The 19,000-nt window shown below is 59.0% G+C and carries 16 protein-coding genes; 1 reads left to right on the forward strand and 15 read right to left on the reverse strand.

The window, feature by feature from the left end:
• Positions 1-351 precede the first annotated feature (351 nt).
• Positions 352-1,218 carry a prepilin peptidase gene (locus IEX40_RS06005; RefSeq protein WP_229680616.1) on the forward strand — a complete coding sequence of 289 codons (867 nt, stop codon included), beginning with the start codon at positions 352-354 and terminating at the stop codon, positions 1,216-1,218.
• Between the two features lie 37 nt (positions 1,219-1,255).
• Here IEX40_RS06005 and IEX40_RS06010 read toward each other — a convergent pair whose 3' ends face one another.
• The 15 genes from IEX40_RS06010 to mraY all read right to left on the reverse strand — a co-directional run bounded on the left by IEX40_RS06010 (position 1,256) and on the right by mraY (position 18,998).
• Positions 1,256-1,468 carry a DNA gyrase inhibitor YacG gene (locus IEX40_RS06010; RefSeq protein WP_188746281.1) on the reverse strand — a complete coding sequence of 71 codons (213 nt, stop codon included), beginning with the start codon at positions 1,466-1,468 and terminating at the stop codon, positions 1,256-1,258.
• 44 nt (positions 1,469-1,512) lie between these two features.
• On the reverse strand, positions 1,513-2,115 hold the full coding sequence (gene coaE, locus IEX40_RS06015) for a dephospho-CoA kinase (protein WP_188746283.1): 603 nt from the start codon (positions 2,113-2,115) through the stop codon (positions 1,513-1,515).
• On the reverse strand, positions 2,112-3,089 hold the full coding sequence (locus IEX40_RS06020) for a Nudix family hydrolase (protein ID WP_188746285.1): 978 nt from the start codon (positions 3,087-3,089) through the stop codon (positions 2,112-2,114). Before IEX40_RS06020 ends, coaE begins: the two co-directional genes overlap by 4 nt.
• 5 nt (positions 3,090-3,094) lie before the next feature.
• On the reverse strand, positions 3,095-4,312 hold the full coding sequence (gene argJ, locus IEX40_RS06025) for a bifunctional glutamate N-acetyltransferase/amino-acid acetyltransferase ArgJ (protein ID WP_188746287.1): 1,218 nt from the start codon (positions 4,310-4,312) through the stop codon (positions 3,095-3,097).
• A 74-nt stretch (positions 4,313-4,386) separates the two neighbouring features.
• On the reverse strand, positions 4,387-7,143 hold the full coding sequence (secA, locus tag IEX40_RS06030; protein WP_188746289.1) for a preprotein translocase subunit SecA: 2,757 nt from the start codon (positions 7,141-7,143) through the stop codon (positions 4,387-4,389).
• 228 nt (positions 7,144-7,371) lie between these two features.
• Positions 7,372-8,292, reverse strand: coding sequence for a UDP-3-O-acyl-N-acetylglucosamine deacetylase (gene lpxC / locus IEX40_RS06035; RefSeq protein ID WP_188746291.1), 921 nt, complete (start codon positions 8,290-8,292; stop codon positions 7,372-7,374).
• 147 nt (positions 8,293-8,439) lie between these two features.
• Positions 8,440-9,624, reverse strand: a complete 1,185-nt coding sequence (gene ftsZ / locus IEX40_RS06040; protein ID WP_188746292.1) for a cell division protein FtsZ — start codon at positions 9,622-9,624, stop codon at positions 8,440-8,442.
• Positions 9,625-9,682: 58 nt separating this feature from the next.
• Positions 9,683-10,933, reverse strand: a complete 1,251-nt coding sequence (ftsA, locus tag IEX40_RS06045; RefSeq protein WP_188746294.1) for a cell division protein FtsA — start codon at positions 10,931-10,933, stop codon at positions 9,683-9,685.
• A 7-nt stretch (positions 10,934-10,940) separates the two neighbouring features.
• Complete coding sequence (locus IEX40_RS06050; RefSeq protein ID WP_229680617.1) at positions 10,941-11,765, reverse strand: cell division protein FtsQ/DivIB; 825 nt, start codon at positions 11,763-11,765, stop codon at positions 10,941-10,943.
• Between the two features lie 5 nt (positions 11,766-11,770).
• On the reverse strand, positions 11,771-12,760 hold the full coding sequence (locus IEX40_RS06055) for a D-alanine--D-alanine ligase (protein ID WP_188746296.1): 990 nt from the start codon (positions 12,758-12,760) through the stop codon (positions 11,771-11,773).
• Positions 12,753-14,159 (reverse strand): UDP-N-acetylmuramate--L-alanine ligase, encoded by a 1,407-nt coding sequence (gene murC, locus IEX40_RS06060; protein ID WP_229680631.1) that lies wholly within the window; start codon positions 14,157-14,159, stop codon positions 12,753-12,755. Before murC ends, IEX40_RS06055 begins: the two co-directional genes overlap by 8 nt.
• A gap of 41 nt (positions 14,160-14,200) precedes the next feature.
• The gene (murG, locus tag IEX40_RS06065; protein WP_268235766.1) at positions 14,201-15,280 is read right to left on the reverse strand and encodes an undecaprenyldiphospho-muramoylpentapeptide beta-N-acetylglucosaminyltransferase; all 1,080 of its coding nucleotides are present in this window, start codon (positions 15,278-15,280) and stop codon (positions 14,201-14,203) included.
• On the reverse strand, positions 15,273-16,553 hold the full coding sequence (gene ftsW, locus IEX40_RS06070; RefSeq protein WP_188746300.1) for a putative lipid II flippase FtsW: 1,281 nt from the start codon (positions 16,551-16,553) through the stop codon (positions 15,273-15,275). The genes murG and ftsW overlap by 8 nt, the downstream gene beginning before the upstream one ends.
• Positions 16,544-17,899 carry a UDP-N-acetylmuramoyl-L-alanine--D-glutamate ligase gene (gene murD, locus IEX40_RS06075; RefSeq protein ID WP_188746302.1) on the reverse strand — a complete coding sequence of 452 codons (1,356 nt, stop codon included), beginning with the start codon at positions 17,897-17,899 and terminating at the stop codon, positions 16,544-16,546. The genes ftsW and murD overlap by 10 nt, the downstream gene beginning before the upstream one ends.
• A 16-nt stretch (positions 17,900-17,915) precedes the next feature.
• Positions 17,916-18,998, reverse strand: coding sequence for a phospho-N-acetylmuramoyl-pentapeptide-transferase (gene mraY / locus IEX40_RS06080; RefSeq protein WP_188746304.1), 1,083 nt, complete (start codon positions 18,996-18,998; stop codon positions 17,916-17,918).
• Positions 18,999-19,000 lie beyond the last annotated feature (2 nt).

Consider the following 19,000-nt stretch of genomic DNA (forward strand, 5'->3'; position numbering starts at 1 on the left):
TTAATTCAATGTGACTATCCCAGCTACTCGGTAATCAGGAACCAAGTAGAGACCGCTTTGTGTCTTAAGGAGTGGCCCAAGCCCTGTTCGACAGGTAAGCAAGATAGAAAAGTTATCTTTTATTTCGTTCCATTCTTATTGTACGCTGCACGATGATTGGATCGTTCCAAAATCTTTTTTTTAAGAGAAAAAGCCCCGAATATGATATATTCTGGAACTACTCAGTCAAATACGATGTCGAATTACTGAAAATAAGGCTACTTAAATGATTGATTACCAGAAGTTTTTGCCAGCCACGTCGTGCGCCATGGAACGAATTTTTCTGTATTATATGTAAGGAAACACACAGGCTTGTCTTCAGTAATCGATCTATTGGCTCAACCGGGGCTCACTACAGCCGTAGTGGCCCTTATTCTCTCTTTGATGGTCGGCAGCTTTCTGAACGTGGTGATCTACCGACTCCCGGTGATGATGGAGCGTGAATGGCAAGCCCAGCTTGCCGAGGATGATCAGACCGAGCAGGCGGGAGAGCCATTCAACCTCGCAGTCCCCGCCTCTCGCTGCGGCAACTGTGGTCACTTGATCCGCTGGTATGAAAATATCCCGCTGCTCAGCTATCTCGCGCTCAGAGGCAGGTGCAGCGGATGCGGCACCTCTATATCCCTGCGCTACCCGGCCGTAGAGCTACTGACCGGTATACTGGGTGGCTTTATCGGCTGGCAGCTCGGGCTGGACTTGGCAGGTGCCGGGCTGCTCACGCTAACCTGGGTTCTAATCGCCCTGACTTTCATCGATATCGACCACCAACTTTTGCCCGACCGACTGACACTCCCCCTGCTGTGGCTTGGATTATTGTTTAACACCCAAGGTACCTTCACCTCCATTGAGCACGCGGTTTACGGCGCTGCCGCGGGATATCTGGTGCTCTGGAGCGTGTACTGGATCTTCAAGCTACTAACCGGCAAGGAGGGGATGGGCTATGGTGATTTTAAGCTGTTGGCGGCAATCGGCGCCTGGGGTGGGTTTGAGGTTCTGCCACTGACGATTCTGTTATCATCCGTGGTCGGTGTCGCACTAGCCCTCACCTTGATGGCAGCCAAGCGGCATCAGGCAGCCAACCCTTTGCCCTTCGGCCCCTATCTCGCCATCGCAGGATGGATAGCGCTGATCTGGGGCACTCGTATTAATGAGTGGTACCTGGGTATGCTACTCGTCTGATCTTGCCTTACCTGACTTGCTTCTAGCAGACTCGGATTTAATGGAGCTTAGGCGTGAATACCTGCTCTTCCGCCTCTAAACCGGTGCTGTAGTCATCCAGGCTCGGCTCTACCGGAATCTGATACCCTTCGCTCGCCCACTCCCCCAGATCAATCAAACGGCAGCGTTTGCTGCAGAAGGGTCGATAGCTGTTTTCCGGGCTGTAAAGGGTCGGTTTGCCGCACTGAGGACAGTTGATAGTTTTGGTCATAACTCGTTCTTTAACGCTCACTGCTTGTTATTTAACACGTACTCTCAACCTGCTTGCTTCAGCAAAGCATGATGAACACGCTCGACCTGCGCACGCAGTGCCGCCAAGTCTCCGCTGTTGTCTATAAGATAGTCGGCACGAGCGCACCTGGCCTGTCGACTCATTTGCGCGGCCAGGATTCGCTCAACCTGCTCCCGATCAACAGCGTCCCGGGCAAGGGTTCGCTCCACTTGGGTCTGCTCATCCACATCGACGACAATGACTTGCTCAACCAACTGCGCCTGTCCGCTCTCGATCAACAGTGGCGACACCAGTATCAGATAAACCGCGCCTGACTGAGACATACGCTCGATAATACGATCCCGTATCAATGGATGAAGCAGTCCCTCAAGCCAGGCTTTTTCACTGCTGTCGTTGAAGATAATCTCGCGCAGGCAAGCACGATTCAGACCGCCATCGGACATCAGGATATCGGTACCGAAGTGCTCGGCGATGCAGTTCAGCGCTGGCTCCCCCGGCTGCACAACCTCTCGGGCAATGAGATCGGCATCGATGATCGGTACGCCCAGTTCGGCAAACAGAGCCGTCGCAGCGCTTTTGCCGCTGCCGATCCCACCGGTCAAACCCACTTTCAGCGGTGCACTCATACTCCAGTACCCCACCATGAGGTGATCGATGCAATGCCCTGCGCACCATGCTGCCATGCGGTATCCAGATCCGCGTCGGATAATCCGCCCAAAGCATACGCGGGTAATGCACCGCGTTCGGTCAACTCGCGGAATATTTCCCATCCAAGCACCGATGCCCCGGGATGCGAGGCGGTCGACGTGACGGGCGACAGGGTGACAAAATCCAATCCCAACGATTCCGCGTGCATCAACTCGTCGAGATTATGACAGGACGCGCTTAGCCAGCGCCCGGCAAATTGACTGCGTGATTTCAACTCCATCAGGCGTGTGGCATTCAGATGCAGACGCTCAGCACCAATGGTGTTGGCAAGCGCCACCGACCCATTCAGGACCACCCCCATGCGGGCGGCATCGCACACCGGTTTAACCGTCTCGTAGCAACGCGCCAGCTCGGCTTCGCTTAGCGTCGGCGACCTCAGCATCAAAAGACGTTCTTGCCCGGTTAGCAATGACTGTACACGTCGCAACAACTCCGCTTCACGAACGTCGGGCGAACCGCCCAACGCAGCGATATCGCCGGTAATTGCCAGGCTACTGGGTAACTGAGCCGCGGTGACGATCGGTCTATTCGCCGCCGGGAACGCGTAGTCGACCAGGGCATCAGGCTCAACCCAAAGTACCGGCTGCCCCTCTCTTCCATGTGCTTCGCCGCTGAACTCCTCAACCCGCCAGACATCCAGCAGTACCGATTTATCCGAATAGTGATGGGTAATACGGATCTGTGGGCGGGCATGCTCGACCTGAATGCCGAGTTCCTCATCGAGTTCCCGTCTGAGCGCGAGCTTGACCGGCTCGCCTGGCTCGACCTTACCGCCGGGAAATTCCCAGAGTCCGCCCTGGTGTTGCGAAGCGTCGCGCTTGGCGATCAGTATCAGCCCTTGCGGGTTGACGATGATCGCGGCGGCAACGTGAATCAACTTCGTGTTCGACATCAGGCTCAGCTGCGGTAGTCCGCGTTGATATGGACGTATTCGGTGGACAGATCGGTGGTCCAGACCGACTCCCTTACAGCGCCACGCTTGAGCACGACATGGATCAGGATCTCTTCGCCATCCATGACCGCCTGGCCCTGCTCCTCGGTGTAACTGGCAGCACGGCCGCCCTTCTCAACGATGCAGACGTCGTTGAGGTAGATCTCCAGCGCGTTCAGATCCAGATTCTCGAGCCCGGCACGACCAACGCAGGCGAGAATTCGGCCCCAGTTGGGATCGGACGCGTAGAGCGCGGTTTTGACCAGTGGTGAGTGGGCGATGGTGTAGGCTACCTGCAACGCCTCTTCGACACTCGCCGCCTGCTCGACACGCACCTCGACAAACTTGGTGGCACCCTCGCCGTCGCGCACGATAGCCTGGGCCAAATTAAGCATGATCCGGTTCAACGCCGCCAAAAACAGATCCGCCAACTCGGTATTTTCAGCTTCGACACTGACACCGCTGCGACCGGTCGCAACCAGAATACAGGAGTCGTTGGTCGAGGTATCGCCATCGATGGTGATGCGGTTGAATGATCTGTCCGCCGCCTGGGACAGCCACTGCTGAAGCAGCGGCTGCGCCACCCTCGCATCGGTGGCGACATACCCCAGCATAGTCGCCATGTTCGGCATAATCATACCGGCACCCTTGGAGATACCGGTCAGCGTAACGGTCTGGCCCTGGTACACGAACTGCTCGCAGGCCGCCTTGGCTCGGGTATCGGTGGTCATAATACCGTGGGCAGCGTTGAGCCAGTTGCTCTCGTTCAAATCTGTCTTGGCATCATCGAGCACGGCAACGATCTTATCCACAGGCAGGGGTTCGCCGATAACGCCGGTCGAAAACGGCAAAACCGCTTCGCGCTCTACACCGACAAGCTGAGCAACGGCGTCGCAGCAGCGGATGGCATCTGCCATCCCCTGCTCACCGGTACCGGCATTGGCATTGCCGGTATTGACCAGCAGGTAGCGAGTTGCGCTCGATGCCAGGTACTGTTTCGATAGCGTAACCGGCGCCGCGCAGAACGCATTCTTAGTGAATACACCGGCGACCGTCGCGCCGTCACACACCTCCATCAGCACTACATCGCGGCGCCCCGGTTTTTTGATGCCGGCACTGGCAATACCTATGCGGAAGCCATCGACGGGTTTCAACTCGGGCAGAGTATCGGGACCTACAGCCATTCGTCATACCTCTCAGGGTAAAAAAGCAGCCGGAGCTGCTTTAGATATTATAAGGAGTGAGCAGTGCCCGGCGGTCAGAGACGGCCGTGGCACTGTTTGTATTTCTTGCCGGAGCCACAGGGGCAGGGATCGTTGCGTCCCACCTTGGGCTGATCGCGCACGACAGTGGCGACACCACCCTCTTCAGCTGCGGCGGCAGCCTGAGCCTGCTGGGCCTGAGCCTGCTCCTCGGCAACCGCCGAACTCTGTGCATGCTGGAAGTCCATCTGCTGGCGCGCGGCCTGCTCACGACGCTCACGCTCCATCGCCTCCACATCCTCGGGCTGGCGCACCTGGACATGGCTGAGGATACGGATCACATCGCGCTTGATGTTCTCAAGCAGGTTCTGGAACAGATTGAACGCTTCGCGCTTGTACTCCTGCTTCGGGTTCTTCTGCGCATAACCGCGCAGATGGATACCCTGGCGCAGCAGGTCCATGGTCTGCAGATGCTCCTTCCATAGCGTATCGAGTACCTGCAGCATTACCTGCTTCTCGAACATACGCATGGTTTCGGCACCGACCAGTGCCTCTTTGGCTCGGTAGGCACCCACAATCGCTTCATGGATCCGCTCACGCAGCGGTTCCTCATGCAGGCTGTCATCCTCGTCGAGCCACTGCTTCAGCGGCAGCTTGACGGCGAAATCGCTCTCCAGTGCTTTCTCAAGCCCCGCTACATCCCAGGTCTCTTCCAGGCTCTGCGGCTGGATATACTCATCGATCAGATTGTCGATCACCTCGGTGCGCACCGCATCCACGGTATCCGAGATATCGTCCGCCGCCATCAGCTGGTTACGCTGATCGTAGATCACCGAACGCTGATCGTTGGAAACATCATCGTACTCGAGCAGCGTCTTACGAATATCGAAGTTGCGCCCCTCTACCTTGCGTTGGGCTTTCTCGATCGCGTTGCTGACCATCTTGTGCTCGATCGCTTCACCCTTCTCCATCCCCAACGCCTGCATGAACTGGCGCACGCGGTCAGAGGCGAAAATGCGCATCAGGTCATCCTCGAGCGACAGGAAGAAGCGTGAGGAACCCGGGTCACCCTGGCGACCGGCACGGCCACGCAGCTGGTTATCGATACGGCGGGATTCGTGGCGTTCGGTACCAATAATGTGCAGACCGCCGGCTTCGATCACGATATCGTGACGCTTGCGCCACTCCTGTGTCGCTTCATCAACCTGGGCTTGAGTGCCCTCTTCGAGCGCTTCAAGTTCCGCTTCCAGCTTGCCGCCGAGCTTGATATCGGTACCACGACCGGCCATATTGGTGGCGATGGTCACGGCGCCGGGGCGGCCCGCTTCGGCAATGATCTCAGCTTCGCGGCCGTGATTTTTGGCGTTAAGCACATTGTGCTGGATACCCTCACGCTTGAGCAGCGCGGAGATCAGCTCGGAGGACTCGACCGATGCAGTACCGACCAGCACCGGCTGTTTGTTCTCCTGGCAGTGACGGATCTCCTTGACGATCGCCTGGTATTTCTCCTCCATGGTCAGGTAGACCAGGTCGTTGGAATCGATACGCGCGATCGGACGGTTGGTCGGGATCACAACCACATCCAGGCCATAGATCTGACGCAGCTCGAACGCCTCGGTATCGGCGGTACCGGTCATGCCGGAGAGCTTGTCATACAGACGGAAGTAGTTCTGGAAGGTGGTGGATGCAAGAGTTTGGCTCTCCTGCTGGATCGTCACGCCCTCCTTTGCTTCCACCGCCTGGTGTAGACCTTCGGACCAGCGACGTCCCGGCATGATGCGTCCGGTATGCTCGTCGACGATCACCACCTGACCGTTCTGAACGATGTAGTCCTTGTCACGCTGAAACAGGTAGTGGGCGCGCAGACCGGCCAGTACATGGTGCAGCAGGTTCAGGTTCTGCGGCGCGTAGAGGCTCTCGCCCTCCTGCAGCAAACCGGCCTCGATCAATAGATCTTCGACCAGCTGGTGACCGGCCTCGGTCAGCTCGACACTGCGGTTCTTCTCGTCGACGCTGAAATGCTCCTCGATCACCTGCTCGGTGTCTTTGGGATCGATCTCACCGTGGAACTGTTTCAGACGCGGAATCAGCTGGTTGATCGCCTTGTATGTTGCCGAACTGTCTTCTGCCGGACCGGAGATGATCAGCGGTGTGCGCGCCTCGTCGATCAGGATGGAGTCGACCTCGTCGACGACCGCGTAGTTGAAATCACGCTGAACCTTGTCGCTGACGCTAAACGCCATATTGTCACGCAGGTAATCGAAACCGAATTCGTTGTTAGTGCCGTACGTGATGTCACACCCGTAAGCGGCACGTTTCTCCTCTGAACTCTGCCCGGACAGGATTACGCCGACCGTCAGACCCAATGCCTCATACAGTGGACGCATCCACTCGGCGTCGCGGCTGGCCAGGTAGTCGTTGACGGTCACCACATGAACGCCCTTGCTCTCCAACGCATTCAGGTAAACCGCCAGCGTTGCCACCAGGGTTTTACCCTCACCGGTGCGCATCTCCGCAACCTTGCCATCATGCAGTGCCATACCGCCGATCAGCTGCACGTCGAAATGACGCATGCCCATCACACGCTTGGACACTTCGCGCGTATTGGCGAACGCCTCCGGCAACAGGTGGTCGAGCGACTCACCCTCCTCAAGCCGTTTACGGAAACTGGCGGTCAGCGCCCTGAGCTCCTCGTCGGAGAGTTTTTCAAACTCCGGCTCCAGTGCGTTGATCTGCTTGACGATCCGTCCCATCCGTTTGAGTTCGCGATCGTTTTTACTTCCGAAAACTTTCTTGAGTAGTGATGTCAGCATAATTCGACTTTTAACCGGTTGAATGCAAAGCGGATCGGGCTCATCCCGAGCATGTCTGCATGACTGGATTAACGGCACATTCTACCTATATTGGGCCGGATAGTAGAATGCCAAGGTGTGAATAAAAAGTATGAGGGTACCGTACATCCTGTACATAAACGCAACGGGGCCGAACCTGAGTTCGACCCCGCTGGCTAATTACCGTTTCCACAGGCTAGTTACAGCCCGTCAAACCGCTGCGGCCGGGCGTTGATAGGAGATCGGCGACATCTCTTCGCTATCCTCGAAGGTGACAACCTCGTAGGCATCCTCCGTTTCGAGCAGTTGGCGCAACAGCATGTTGTTCAGGTAGTGGCCGGACTTGTAGCCATAAAACTCCCCGATCAGGCTCTTACCCAAAAGGTAGAGATCGCCGACCGCGTCAAGAATCTTGTGTTTGACAAACTCATCGCTGTAACGAAGACCTTCGTCATTGAGCACGCGGTAGTCGTCGACCACGATAGCATTGTCGAAGCTGCCGCCCAACGCCAGATTCTGCGAACGCAGATACTCCATATCCCGCATGAAGCCGAAGGTGCGCGCCCGGCTTACCTCTTTGACATAGGAGGAGCTGGAGAAGTCCAACGCCGCTTCCTGGTTACCGGTATTGAATGCCGGATGCGGATGGTTGAAATCGATCTTGAAGCCAACCTTGAAGCCGTTAAACGGCTTGAAGCAGGCCAGCTTGTCGTCGTTACTGACACGCACTTCGCGCTTGATCCGGATGAACTCTTTCGGCGCATCCAGCTCCTCGATCCCGGCGGACTGTATCAGGAAGACGAAGGGCGCAGCACTGCCGTCCATCACCGGCACCTCTTCCGAGCTCAGCTCCACCACCAGGTTGTCGATACCCAAGCCGGCTAGAGCGGACATCAGATGCTCGATTGTCGCTACCCGGACACCCTCTTTGGAGATATTGGTCGACAGCATGGTATCGACCACGTTCAGGGCGTACGCGGGAATCTCCACCACCGGATCCAGGTCGACGCGACGGAAACGGATGCCCGAATTGGCCGGCGCAGGTTTAAGGGTCATGAAAACCTTCTGCCCGGAGTGCAGGCCGATACCGGTCGCTTTAATGCTGTTTTTCAGGGTGCGTTGCTTGATCATCCGTCCTGCCGTGAAGTTGTCGGTCAAAATAACGGCCTATCCTATCAAAAATGTGATAGGCCAACCACAAGATAACCACCTGGAATGGACACCGCCGATCGACGGATAGCCTCATTCACTCGCACTCCCTCAACCTCTTATCCGCGATCAGTCGGCCTGGCGGCGCAGAAAGGTCGGGATATCCAGCAAACCGTAGTCGCTATCCTGACGTCCACCCTCTGTGCTTCGCTTCTCACCAGGCTTGTCCAACAGCGCCTCTTCGCGCTGACGGCGAAGAATTGTCGGCAGTTCGATCTGATCGAGATCCAGAGACCCGTCAGCTTTTCGGCCGCTGGGCGCTTTGGAGTGCACCACACGGAGTTCCTGCTCATGGTCCCGGTCCAACCCTGTGGCCACTACAGTGACCTTGATATCCTCGCCCAGTTCCGGGTCGATAACGGTACCGATGACGATAGTGGCATCTTCGGACGCATACTCCTCGACGATATTACCCACCTCGGTGAATTCGCCCAGGCTGAGATCCTCTCCGGCCGCGATATTGACCAGCACACCGCTGGCGCCCTTGAGGTCGATATCCTCGAGCAGCGGGCTGCGAATAGCCGCTTCGGCTGCTTCCTGAGCACGATTATCGCCACGCGCGATCGCCGTACCCATCATCGCCATACCCATCTCGGACATCACCGTGCGCACGTCGGCGAAGTCGACGTTGATCATGCCGGGACGGGTAATCAGGTCCGCAATGCCCTGTACCGCGCCCTTGAGCACATTGTTGGCGGCGCTGAACGCGTTGATCAGCGAGCAGTTCTTGCCCAGCACCTGCATCAGCTTCTCGTTCGGGATGATGATCAGCGAGTCCACGTGTTCGCGCAGCTCGCGGATCCCCTCTTCGGCGATCTTCATCCGCTTCTTACCTTCGAACGGGAACGGCTTGGTCACCACCGCCACGGTCAGAATGCCCAACTCGCGCGCAACCTCCGCCACTATCGGCGCCGCACCGGTACCGGTACCACCGCCCATGCCGGCAGTAATGAACACCATATCGGCACCGTTGAGCGTTTCCGCGATCCGCTCACGATCCTCCAGCGCGGCGGTGCGGCCCACCTCCGGATTGGCACCCGCGCCCAAGCCTTTGGTCAGGTCACCACCGATATGCAGCGAGGTTTGCGCCGACATGCGGTGCAACGCCTGGGCATCGGTGTTGGCACAGATGAACTCAACCCCTTCCACCAGGTTATTGACCATGTGCTGCACGGCGTTACCACCGCCGCCACCGACACCTACCACTTTGATCACAGCGTTCTGATGTACGTTTTCGATCAGTTCAAATTCCATGGTTATCCCCCTCAGCGCCTACGACTACCTTCCGGCGCATGACATCTGTTGCAAAATTTTAGAAATTGCCCTGTAACCAGGTCTTGATGCGGTGCAAAAAGCCCGGTCCTGTTGGTACTGTTCTCTTCACATCCGCCTCCCGTTGAATCAGTTCTGGCGCTGCCGGACCGTGATCTGCCCGGGCATAGTGCAGTAGCCCTATCCCCGTGGCGTAGATCGGGTTACCCAGCAGATCCTCCATTCCCCGCACCCCTTGAGGGCGGGCAAGTCGTACCGGCATATGGAAGATCTCCTCCGCCAGCTCGACCGCCCCCTCCATTTTCGAAGTACCGCCGGTCAACACGACACCCGCAGCCACCAGATCTTCAAAACCGGAGCGACGCAGTTCCGCCTGTACCAGGGTAAACAGCTCCTCGTAACGCGGCTCGACCACCTCGGCCAACGCCTGGCGTGACAGGTCGCGAGAGGGGCGATCACCTACGCTCGGCACCTTGATCGTCTCTTCAGCACGCGCCAGCTGGGCCAGTGCACAGGCGTATTTGATCTTCAACTGCTCAGCGTTGATCGTCGGTGTACGCAATGCCATGGCAATGTCGTTGGTGACCTGATCGCCTGCGACCGGTATTACCGCCGTATGTCGAATGGCGCCGCCGGTGAATACGGCGATATCGGTGGTGCCGCCACCGATATCGACCAGGCAGACCCCCAGATCTTTCTCGTCGTCGGTCAACACCGAGTAGCTCGACGCCAACTGCTCGAGCACCACAGCATCCACCTCCAGGCCGCAACGCCGGATGCACTTTTCGATGTTCTGCACCGCATTGATTGCGCAGCAGACCAGGTGCACCTTGGCCTCAAGACGGACCCCTGACATTCCCAAGGGTTCCCGAATCCCCTCCTGATGGTCGATCAAATACTCCTGCGGCAGGATGTGCAGGATCTTCTGATCCGCCGGGATCGCCACGGCGCGTGCCGCGTCGATCACCCGCTCCAGATCGTACTCCGACACCTCACGATCCTTGACCGCGACGATGCCGTGGGAGTTGTGGCTGCTGATATGGCTGCCGGCGATCCCAACGGTCACCGAATGGATCTTGCAGCCGGCCATCAACTCCGCCTCTTCGACCGCCCGTTGAATCGAGTGCACGGTCGACTCGATATTGACTACCACCCCGCGCTTGAGTCCGCGTGACGGATGGGATCCAACACCGACAATCTCGATCGCCCCGCTGTCGGTAATCTCACCAACCAGGCACACCACCTTCGATGTCCCGATATCCAGCGCGACAATCATGTTACTCTGGCCCATTAGCCCTCTATCCTGCATTTTCACTCTTCTCTACGGCGCGCCAACGTACGGCGACACCATTGGGATAACGTATATCAATCTGCTCTATCTCGGCCGCACGCGACGCCAGCGTCAGCCGGTAAACCGCGAGAAAACGCTTCAGTCGCGGTATCAACTGCTCCCGCCCTGCCACCACCCGAATACCGTTGTCCAGATCGATGGTCCAGGCACCGCGCGGTTCCAGTGTCAGTCCTGATAGTTTCAAACCATTGGCCGCGAACATTGGGGTCAGATCATGAAACTGCTCCATGATCCTCACCGTTTCATGCGCAGGTCCGCTCAGTTTCGGCAGGCTGACGTACTCGGGCTTGAGTTCAGGCCAGAAGATATCCCCCTGGTGGTTCAACAGCCCCTTATCGCCCCAGCGCGCCACCGGCACCTCCTCCACGACGTCGACCTGCAACGCGGGCGGCCACTGCCGACTTATCGTGGCATCATGCACCCAGGGCTCCCGGATGATCTGGTCACGCAAGCGTTGCAGATCCAGATCCAGCAGCGTGCTATCGATGCTGGCAGCCAGTCCCTGGGCAATCACCTGTTTATCCAGGTGTCGCACCGCACCGGCAATCCGGATCTCCGCTACCGGCTTATCCAGCCAGCGCCACAGATCACGGCCTGCCGAAGTCACGATACCGGCGAACACCACCAGCAATGTGAGCAGCACCAGCGGGCGCCAATACCAGTCGCCATCCTGCTGGTTGGGCTCCATCGCCGCTGCCCGTGCAGCACCGCGCACCGGCTCGACTTCGGCGAGCTCGGGTGTGCGGTTTCTCCACGGCAGCGTCATCAGCATTAGGTCTAACCTCCGCCTTGCTGTTCACTGCTATCGAGAGCAGCGTTATCGAGCCCGGCAGTGCGCAGAATCTCGACCACCAACTGCTCGAAGGAGATACCTGCCTCCCGTGCCGCCATCGGCACCAGGCTGTGATCGGTCATGCCGGGCGCGGTATTAACCTCCAGCAGTTGGAAGCAACCCCGATCATCCAGCATCACGTCCACCCGCCCCCAACCGCGGCAACCAACCATGGCAAACGCCTGCTCGATCAGGATTTTCAGCTCTGCCTCTTCGGCGCTGCTGAGCTGGGTATCGAACAGATAGCGGGTATCGTTCGCCTCGTACTTGGCATTGAAGTCGTAAAAATCATGCGGAGTTTCCAGTCGAATGATCGGTAACGCCCGGCCATCCAACACCCCTACGGTATATTCGGGACCGCTGATCCAACGCTCCGCCAACACCGCAGAATCGAAACGGCGCGCCTCCTCGACAGCGGCTTCGAGCTGGCTGCGATCGGTCACCTTTGCCATACCGATACTAGAGCCTTCATGGATCGGCTTGATCATGATCGGGAAGCCGAGTTGTTCACTGACCGCATCGAGGTCGACCTGCTCACCGATAACGGCAAACGCCGGGGTGGACAACCCACCGCCACACCAGAGTTGTTTGGTGCGCAGCTTGTCCATGCCCAGCGCGGAAGCGGCAACGCCGCTACCGGTATAGGGCTTGCCCATCATCTCGAGCACACCCTGAATGGTACCGTCCTCGCCACCGCGTCCATGCAGGATAAGAAAGGCACGATCAAACTGTACTGTCATCAGCTGTGTCAGCGGGTCCTGCCCCTCAGCGCCGAGGTCGATGCCGAAAGCGTCGACACCGGCGGCCAAAAGGCCTTTGAGCACCTCGGCACCACTCTTAAGTGACACCGAGCGCTCAGCCGACAGCCCGCCGTAGATCACGGCGACACGCCCCAAAGCCCGAGCCTCTGCCGCTTCTATTCTGTACTCAGACATTCTGGCCTCCACTACTGGTCAGATCCTGTTGCGCCAGATCGTGTGAGATCGCCGTCACGTTCCCGGCCCCCTGCGTCAGCAGCAGGTCGCCCGGCTTCAGCAGGTTGCGCAACGCATCGGCCAGCTCAGACGGGTTTTCGATAAACACCGGCTCCTTTCCACGCTGCCGGATACTGCGACAGAGGCTGCGGCTATCCGCGCCGGGGATCGCCGTTTCACCGGCTGAGTACACCTCCAGCATGACCAGCTGATCCACGCCCTGCAGCACCTGCACGAAATCCTCGTACAGATCGCGGGTACGGGTGTAGCGATGCGGCTGGTACACCATCACCAACCGGCGCCCCGGCCAGCCCTCACGCACCGCACGGATCACCGCCTGCACCTCACGGGGGTGGTGGCCGTAGTCATCCACCAGTGTCGCGCTGCCACCATCGACCGGCACTTCACCGAGCACCTGGAAACGACGCCCGACACCCTGAAAGCTCTCCAGTGCGCGGCAGATCGAGTGATCGTCGACCCCTTCGTCGGTGGCCACAGCTATCGCCGCCAGCGCGTTCAATATGTTGTGCCGACCCGGCATGTTCAGCGCCACCTGAAGATCGGCATGACCATCTGGACGGATGACACGGAAGCTGCTGCGGAACCCCTCCTGCTTGATATCGACGGCGCGAAAATCCGCCGATTCGTCAAAGCCGTAGGTCAGTACCGGCCGACTCAGCTCGGGCAACAGTTCGCACACCACCGGATCGTCGGTACACATCACGGCCAGTCCATAAAACGGCAGGTGGTGCAGGAAGCTGACGAAGGTCTGCTTCAGCTTGTTGAAATCGCCGTCATAGGTATCCATATGGTCGGCATCGATATTGGTCACGATGGCGACCATCGGCTGCAGGTGCAGGAAGGAGGCATCACTCTCGTCCGCCTCGGCCACCAGATAGCGACTGCCGCCGAGCTGGGCGTTGGTCCCGGCGCTGGTGAGGCGCCCACCGATAACGAAGGTGGGATCCTTGCCCGCCTCAGCCAGGATCGAGGCCACCAGACTGGTGGTGGTGGTCTTGCCATGCGTACCGGCAACGGCGATACCGTGGCGGTAGCGCATCAACTCCGCCAGCATCTCGGCACGCCGTACGACCGGCATACGCTGCTCGCGAGCGGACAGCACCTCGGGGTTGTCCTCTTTCACCGCAGTGGAGGTCACCACCACATCGGCCCCCTTGATGTTGTCCTCGGAGTGGCCGATAAACACCTGTGCGCCGAGGCTTTCCAGATGCGCCGTCACCGTCGATGCACGCATATCGGAACCGCTGATGCGATACCCCTGATTGAGCAGCACTTCGGCAATACCGCACATACCCACACCGCCGATACCAACAAAATGGATCTGGCGGATGCGTCGCATCTCCGGCACTTCATATACTTTGATCGCTGCGCTATCAGCTTTCACTTCATAACCTCCACACACACCCGCGCCACGCGTTCGCTGGCATCGGGTTGAGCCAGTGCACGTGCGGCCCTGGCCATAGTCAACAGTTTCTCGCGGTCGCCTAATTCCTTCAGCAGTTGCACCAGTTTGTCAGCATCCAGCTCAGACTGAGCGATACGCACCCCGGCCCCGGCTTCACTGAGGAATCCGGCGTTAGCCGTTTGATGGTCATCGATGGCGTGGGGAAGCGGCACCAGAACCGAAGCGACCCCGGCGATGGCTAATTCGCTCACCGTCAGCGCACCTGCACGACAGATCACCAGATCCGCCCAGCCATAGGCCTCATCCATATGTTCGATAAACGGCACGAGCCGACCTTCGACGCCAAGTGCGGCGTAATCCTTGACCACCTCATCGATATTGCGTTTCCCCGTTTGATGCCACACCTCGGGGCGCGCCGCGGCCGGCAACTTGGCGAGCGCTCTGGGCACCAGTTCGTTGATCGCTTTTGCCCCCAGGCTGCCGCCGACCACCAGCAGACGCAACGCCCCATCACGACCGGCAATACGTTGCTCGAGCGGCATCAACTGCAGAATCGGTCCACGCACCGGATTACCGACCACCTCGCCCCTGTCCTGCCCCTGGTACGCGCGCGGAAACGCCTGCAATACACGGCTGGCGAAACGCGCCAGAATACGATTCGTCGTACCGGCCACGGCATTTTGCTCATGAATGACCAGAGGGCAGCGCAGCATCCAGGCGACCAGACCGCCGGGACCCGAGGCAAAGCCGCCCATCCCCAATACGGCATCCGGCTTGACCCGACGCAGCACACCGAACGCCTGCCAGATTGCCAGCAGCAACCCGAACGGGGCCAGCAACTGCTTCATCAGCCCCTTGCCACGCACCCCCCGCACATCGATGCAGTGCAGACTGATACCGGCCCTGGGCACTACATCCGCTTCGATACCGGCGGCGGTACCCAGCCACTCCACCTCGACACCTTGAGCGCGCAGCGCGTCGGCGGTCGCCAATGCCGGGAACACATGCCCCCCGGTACCGCCAGCCATGATCAGTACACGACGAGGATCAGCCACTCTTCACCTCCCCGTTTTGTCCCGCTTTAGAACCCTTGCGGGTAGGCTTCGCCACCGGCAGCCCCAGACGCATCCGCTTAAGTTCGTAGTCGATACGCTGCACGATCGCGATCATGCCGCAGCACACCAGTAAACTACTGCCGCCGTAACTGAGCAGCGGCAACGTCAGCCCCTTGGTCGGCAGTGCCCCCACGTTGACGCCGATATTGATCATCGCCTGGCCGGCGATAATGAAGGCGAAGCCATAGCTGATGTAGGCCATAAAGAACTGTTTCTGCTTCTCCGCCTGCCGGCCGATCAGGAAGATCCGCGCCACCAGCAATGCATAGAGGGCACAGACGATCAACGCACCGAAGATGCCGAACTCCTCGGCCAGCACCGAATATACGAAGTCGGTATGCGCTTCAGGCAGATAAAATAGCTTCTGCACACTGTTGCCCAGCCCGGTGCCAAACCACTCGCCACGGCCAAAGGCGATCTGCGCCTGCGACAACTGGTAACCACTGCCGAACGGATCGGCCCAAGGGTCGGTGAAGCTCTTCAGACGCTCCATGCGATAAGACTGGGAGCCCGCCAATGCTCCAACCAGAGAACCCGCTACACCGACAAGGATGAAAAACTGCAGCGGCCGCATGCCGCCGAGGAAGATCATCCCCATCACTGTGCCCACCAATACCACAGTGGCACCGTAATCCGGCTCCATGATCAGCACGAACATATACAGCGCCAGCGGAAAGGCCGGCTTGATTACCCCCCACCAGCTGCTGCGCACCTCACTGAGCCGGCGTACGAGGTACCCGCCCATGAACAGCACCATGCACACCTTGGCAATCTCGGACGCCTGCAGGTTAACCGGCCCCAAACCGATCCAGCGGCGACTGCCGTTCACCTCACGCCCGATTCCCGGAATCAACACCAGAATCAGCAGCGCCAGGCCGATGAATAGCAGCGGCACGCTATATTTTTCCCACACATGAACCGGCACCCGTACAGCGATCAAGGCGCCAATCAGCGCCAGCAGCATAAAACTGCCATGACGGACGATAAAGAAACCGGCCGACCCAAAATCTTTAGCCGCCACGTCCATTGAGGCGGACGTGATCATGACAAAGCCGATCAGCACTAGAGCAACCGTGGAGAGCAGAAGCCAAGGGTCGAACGGCAGGATCCCTTTGGGTACTGCCGGCACTGTCGATGCGCCGACACGACTGATCAGCTGCTGCGGCAGGGCGGCAGTAAGTTTTACCTGAGGCAGGGATAGGTTCAGTCGCATCTCACCCCCTCCACCGCATCGACGAAGGCCTGCCCCCGTGCCGGGTAACCGGTGAACATATCGAAGCTCGCACAGGCCGGTGACAACAACACGATGTCGCCAGGCTGGCCCAGCTGCACGGCAAGCTCAACCGCCTGCACCATGTCGGCCGCAAAATGATGTTCGACGGTTTTAACCGCCTGAGCGATCTGCGGACCATCTCGGCCGATCAGAATCAGCGCGCGGCCATACTTGGCCAGTGGAGCACTCAGCTCATCGAAGCTCTGCCCCTTGCCTTCACCGCCCGCGATCAGCAGGATGCGCGCCTCGCCCTCCAGCGTCGCGCCAAGACCGTTCAACGCCGCCAGCGTGGCGCCCACGTTGGTGCCCTTGGAATCGTTGAACCAGCTCAATTCGCAACGATCGGCCACCCACTGGCAGCGATGCTCCAGACCACCAAAGCGCTTCAGCGCCTCCAGCATAGCGGGGATCGGCAGACCGACCGCTTCGCCCAGCGCCAGCGCAGCCAGCGCATTGGCCTGATTATGACTGCCACGGATCTTCATCTCGCGCGTATCGATCAGTGGTTCCAGCCCCCGCGCCAGCCAGACTGAACCCTGATGCTCTATCAGGCCAAACTGTTTCAGATCCGGCTTACCCAGCCCGAACTCGAGCTTTTTTACCCCTTGGGGCAGCAGCGGCCGGGTCAGCGCATCGTCACGGTTTTCCACCGCCACGGCACAGCCACGGTAGATGCGGTGCTTGGCCGCGTGGTAGCCCTGCATCGACTCATAACGATCAAGATGGTCGGGGCTGATATTGAGGACGGTCGCTGCGGCCGCGCGCAGATCGTTGGTGGTTTCCAGTTGGAAGCTTGAGAGTTCCAGTACATACAGCTCGGCTTGTTCATCGAGCAGATCCAGGACCGGTGTACCCAGGTTTCCACCCACCTGCACCCGCACACCGGCAGCCTTGGCCATCTCGCCGACCAGCGTGGTGACCGTACTCTTGGCATTGGAGCCGGTGATCGCCACGATCGGCGCCTTGGCCTCGGCGCAAAACAGATCGATATCGCCACTGAGACGCACGCCACTGGCAACCGCCTGCCGTATTGACGGATCCGACTGCGCCACGCCCGGGCTGAGGATGATCTCATTACATCGGCTCAGCAGATCCACATCCAGCGGCCCGCAGTACAGTGGCACATCCGGGAATTCGGCACGAAACGCCTCGGCAGACGGCGGCTCCGCTCGCGTATCGCAGACCACAAAGGGCAACCCGCGACGGGCCAGATAGCGCGCGCAAGCCTGTCCGGTCTTGCCCAGACCGATCACTACCCGGCTTTTGTCTGTCGCGATCAAACCCATCTCGATACTGCCTCTATTAACGAATCTTCAATGTCGCCAGGCCGATCAACACCAGCACCACGGTGATGATCCAGAAGCGCACGATGACACGTGGCTCCGGCCAGCCCTTCAGTTCAAAATGGTGGTGAATCGGCGCCATACGGAAGATACGGCGCCCGGTCAGCTTGAACGACGCCACCTGCAGGATGACCGACACCGTTTCCATGACGAAAACGCCGCCCATGATCACCAACACCAGCTCCTGACGCACGATCACCGCAACCACACCCAATGCTGCTCCCAGCGCCAGTGCACCGACATCACCCATGAACACCTGTGCTGGATAGGTGTTGAACCAGAGGAACCCCAGCCCGGCACCGACGATAGCGCCGCAGAAGATGATCAACTCACCGGCACCGGCCACATAGGGTATATTCAGGTAGTTGGCGAACTGCACGTGACCGCTCAGATAGGCGAATACCGCCAGCGCGCCACCAACCATCACCGTGGGCATGATCGCCAGACCATCCAGACCATCGGTCAGGTTTACCGCGTTCGAGCTGCCGACGATGACGAAATAGGTAAAGACGATGAAGCCCACCCCCAGTTGCAGCGAGAAATCCTTGACGAACGGCAGGATCAGTTCGGTTTCCACCGGGCTCTGAGCGGTAAAATAGAGTAGCGCCGCGGCACCGAAGCCGCCGATCGACTGCCAGAAATATTTCCAGCGCGCCGGCAGCCCACGGGGGTTCTTTTCCACCACCTTACGCCAATCGTCCACCCAGCCCACGGCACCGAAGATCAGCAGAACAGTGAGCGTGATCCAGACATAGCGGTTGCTCAGATCGCTCCAAAGCAGCGTACTGATGGCGATCGACAGGATAATCAACGCCCCGCCCATGGTCGGTGTGCCGGCCTTGCTCAGGTGGCTCTGCGGTCCGTCATCGCGTACCGCCTGGCCGATCTGCTTCGCCTTGAGCTGCGCGATCAGGCGCGGGCCAATAAACAGCGACAGGCCGAGCGCCGTCAATACACCCAAAATGCCGCGCAGTGTGATATAGCCGAACACGGCAAACCCACTGTAGAACTGCGACAGGAGCTCGGTCAGTAAAAGCAGCATGT

The organism is Marinobacterium zhoushanense (assembly GCF_014641945.1).
In the GTDB taxonomy this organism is placed as follows: Bacteria; Pseudomonadota; Gammaproteobacteria; order Pseudomonadales; family Balneatricaceae; genus Marinobacterium_D; species Marinobacterium_D zhoushanense.

What these genes read in the sequence shown, in the direction of transcription:
- IEX40_RS06010 (WP_188746281.1), bottom strand. Translation starts at nt 1,468, where the DNA reads ATGACCAAAACTATCAACTGTCCTCAGTGCGGCAAACCGACCCTTTAC.
- coaE (WP_188746283.1), bottom strand. Translation starts at nt 2,115, where the DNA reads ATGAGTGCACCGCTGAAAGTGGGTTTGACCGGTGGGATCGGCAGCGGC.
- IEX40_RS06020 (WP_188746285.1), bottom strand. Translation starts at nt 3,089, where the DNA reads ATGTCGAACACGAAGTTGATTCACGTTGCCGCCGCGATCATCGTCAAC.
- argJ (WP_188746287.1), bottom strand. Translation starts at nt 4,312, where the DNA reads ATGGCTGTAGGTCCCGATACTCTGCCCGAGTTGAAACCCGTCGATGGC.
- secA (WP_188746289.1), bottom strand. Translation starts at nt 7,143, where the DNA reads ATGCTGACATCACTACTCAAGAAAGTTTTCGGAAGTAAAAACGATCGC.
- lpxC (WP_188746291.1), bottom strand. Translation starts at nt 8,292, where the DNA reads ATGATCAAGCAACGCACCCTGAAAAACAGCATTAAAGCGACCGGTATC.
- ftsZ (WP_188746292.1), bottom strand. Translation starts at nt 9,624, where the DNA reads ATGGAATTTGAACTGATCGAAAACGTACATCAGAACGCTGTGATCAAA.
- ftsA (WP_188746294.1), bottom strand. Translation starts at nt 10,933, where the DNA reads ATGGGCCAGAGTAACATGATTGTCGCGCTGGATATCGGGACATCGAAG.
- IEX40_RS06050 (WP_229680617.1), bottom strand. Translation starts at nt 11,765, where the DNA reads ATGCTGATGACGCTGCCGTGGAGAAACCGCACACCCGAGCTCGCCGAA.
- IEX40_RS06055 (WP_188746296.1), bottom strand. Translation starts at nt 12,760, where the DNA reads ATGTCTGAGTACAGAATAGAAGCGGCAGAGGCTCGGGCTTTGGGGCGT.
- murC (WP_229680631.1), bottom strand. Translation starts at nt 14,159, where the DNA reads ATGCGACGCATCCGCCAGATCCATTTTGTTGGTATCGGCGGTGTGGGT.
- ftsW (WP_188746300.1), bottom strand. Translation starts at nt 16,553, where the DNA reads ATGCGACTGAACCTATCCCTGCCTCAGGTAAAACTTACTGCCGCCCTG.
- murD (WP_188746302.1), bottom strand. Translation starts at nt 17,899, where the DNA reads ATGGGTTTGATCGCGACAGACAAAAGCCGGGTAGTGATCGGTCTGGGC.
- mraY (WP_188746304.1), bottom strand. Translation starts at nt 18,998, where the DNA reads ATGCTGCTTTTACTGACCGAGCTCCTGTCGCAGTTCTACAGTGGGTTT.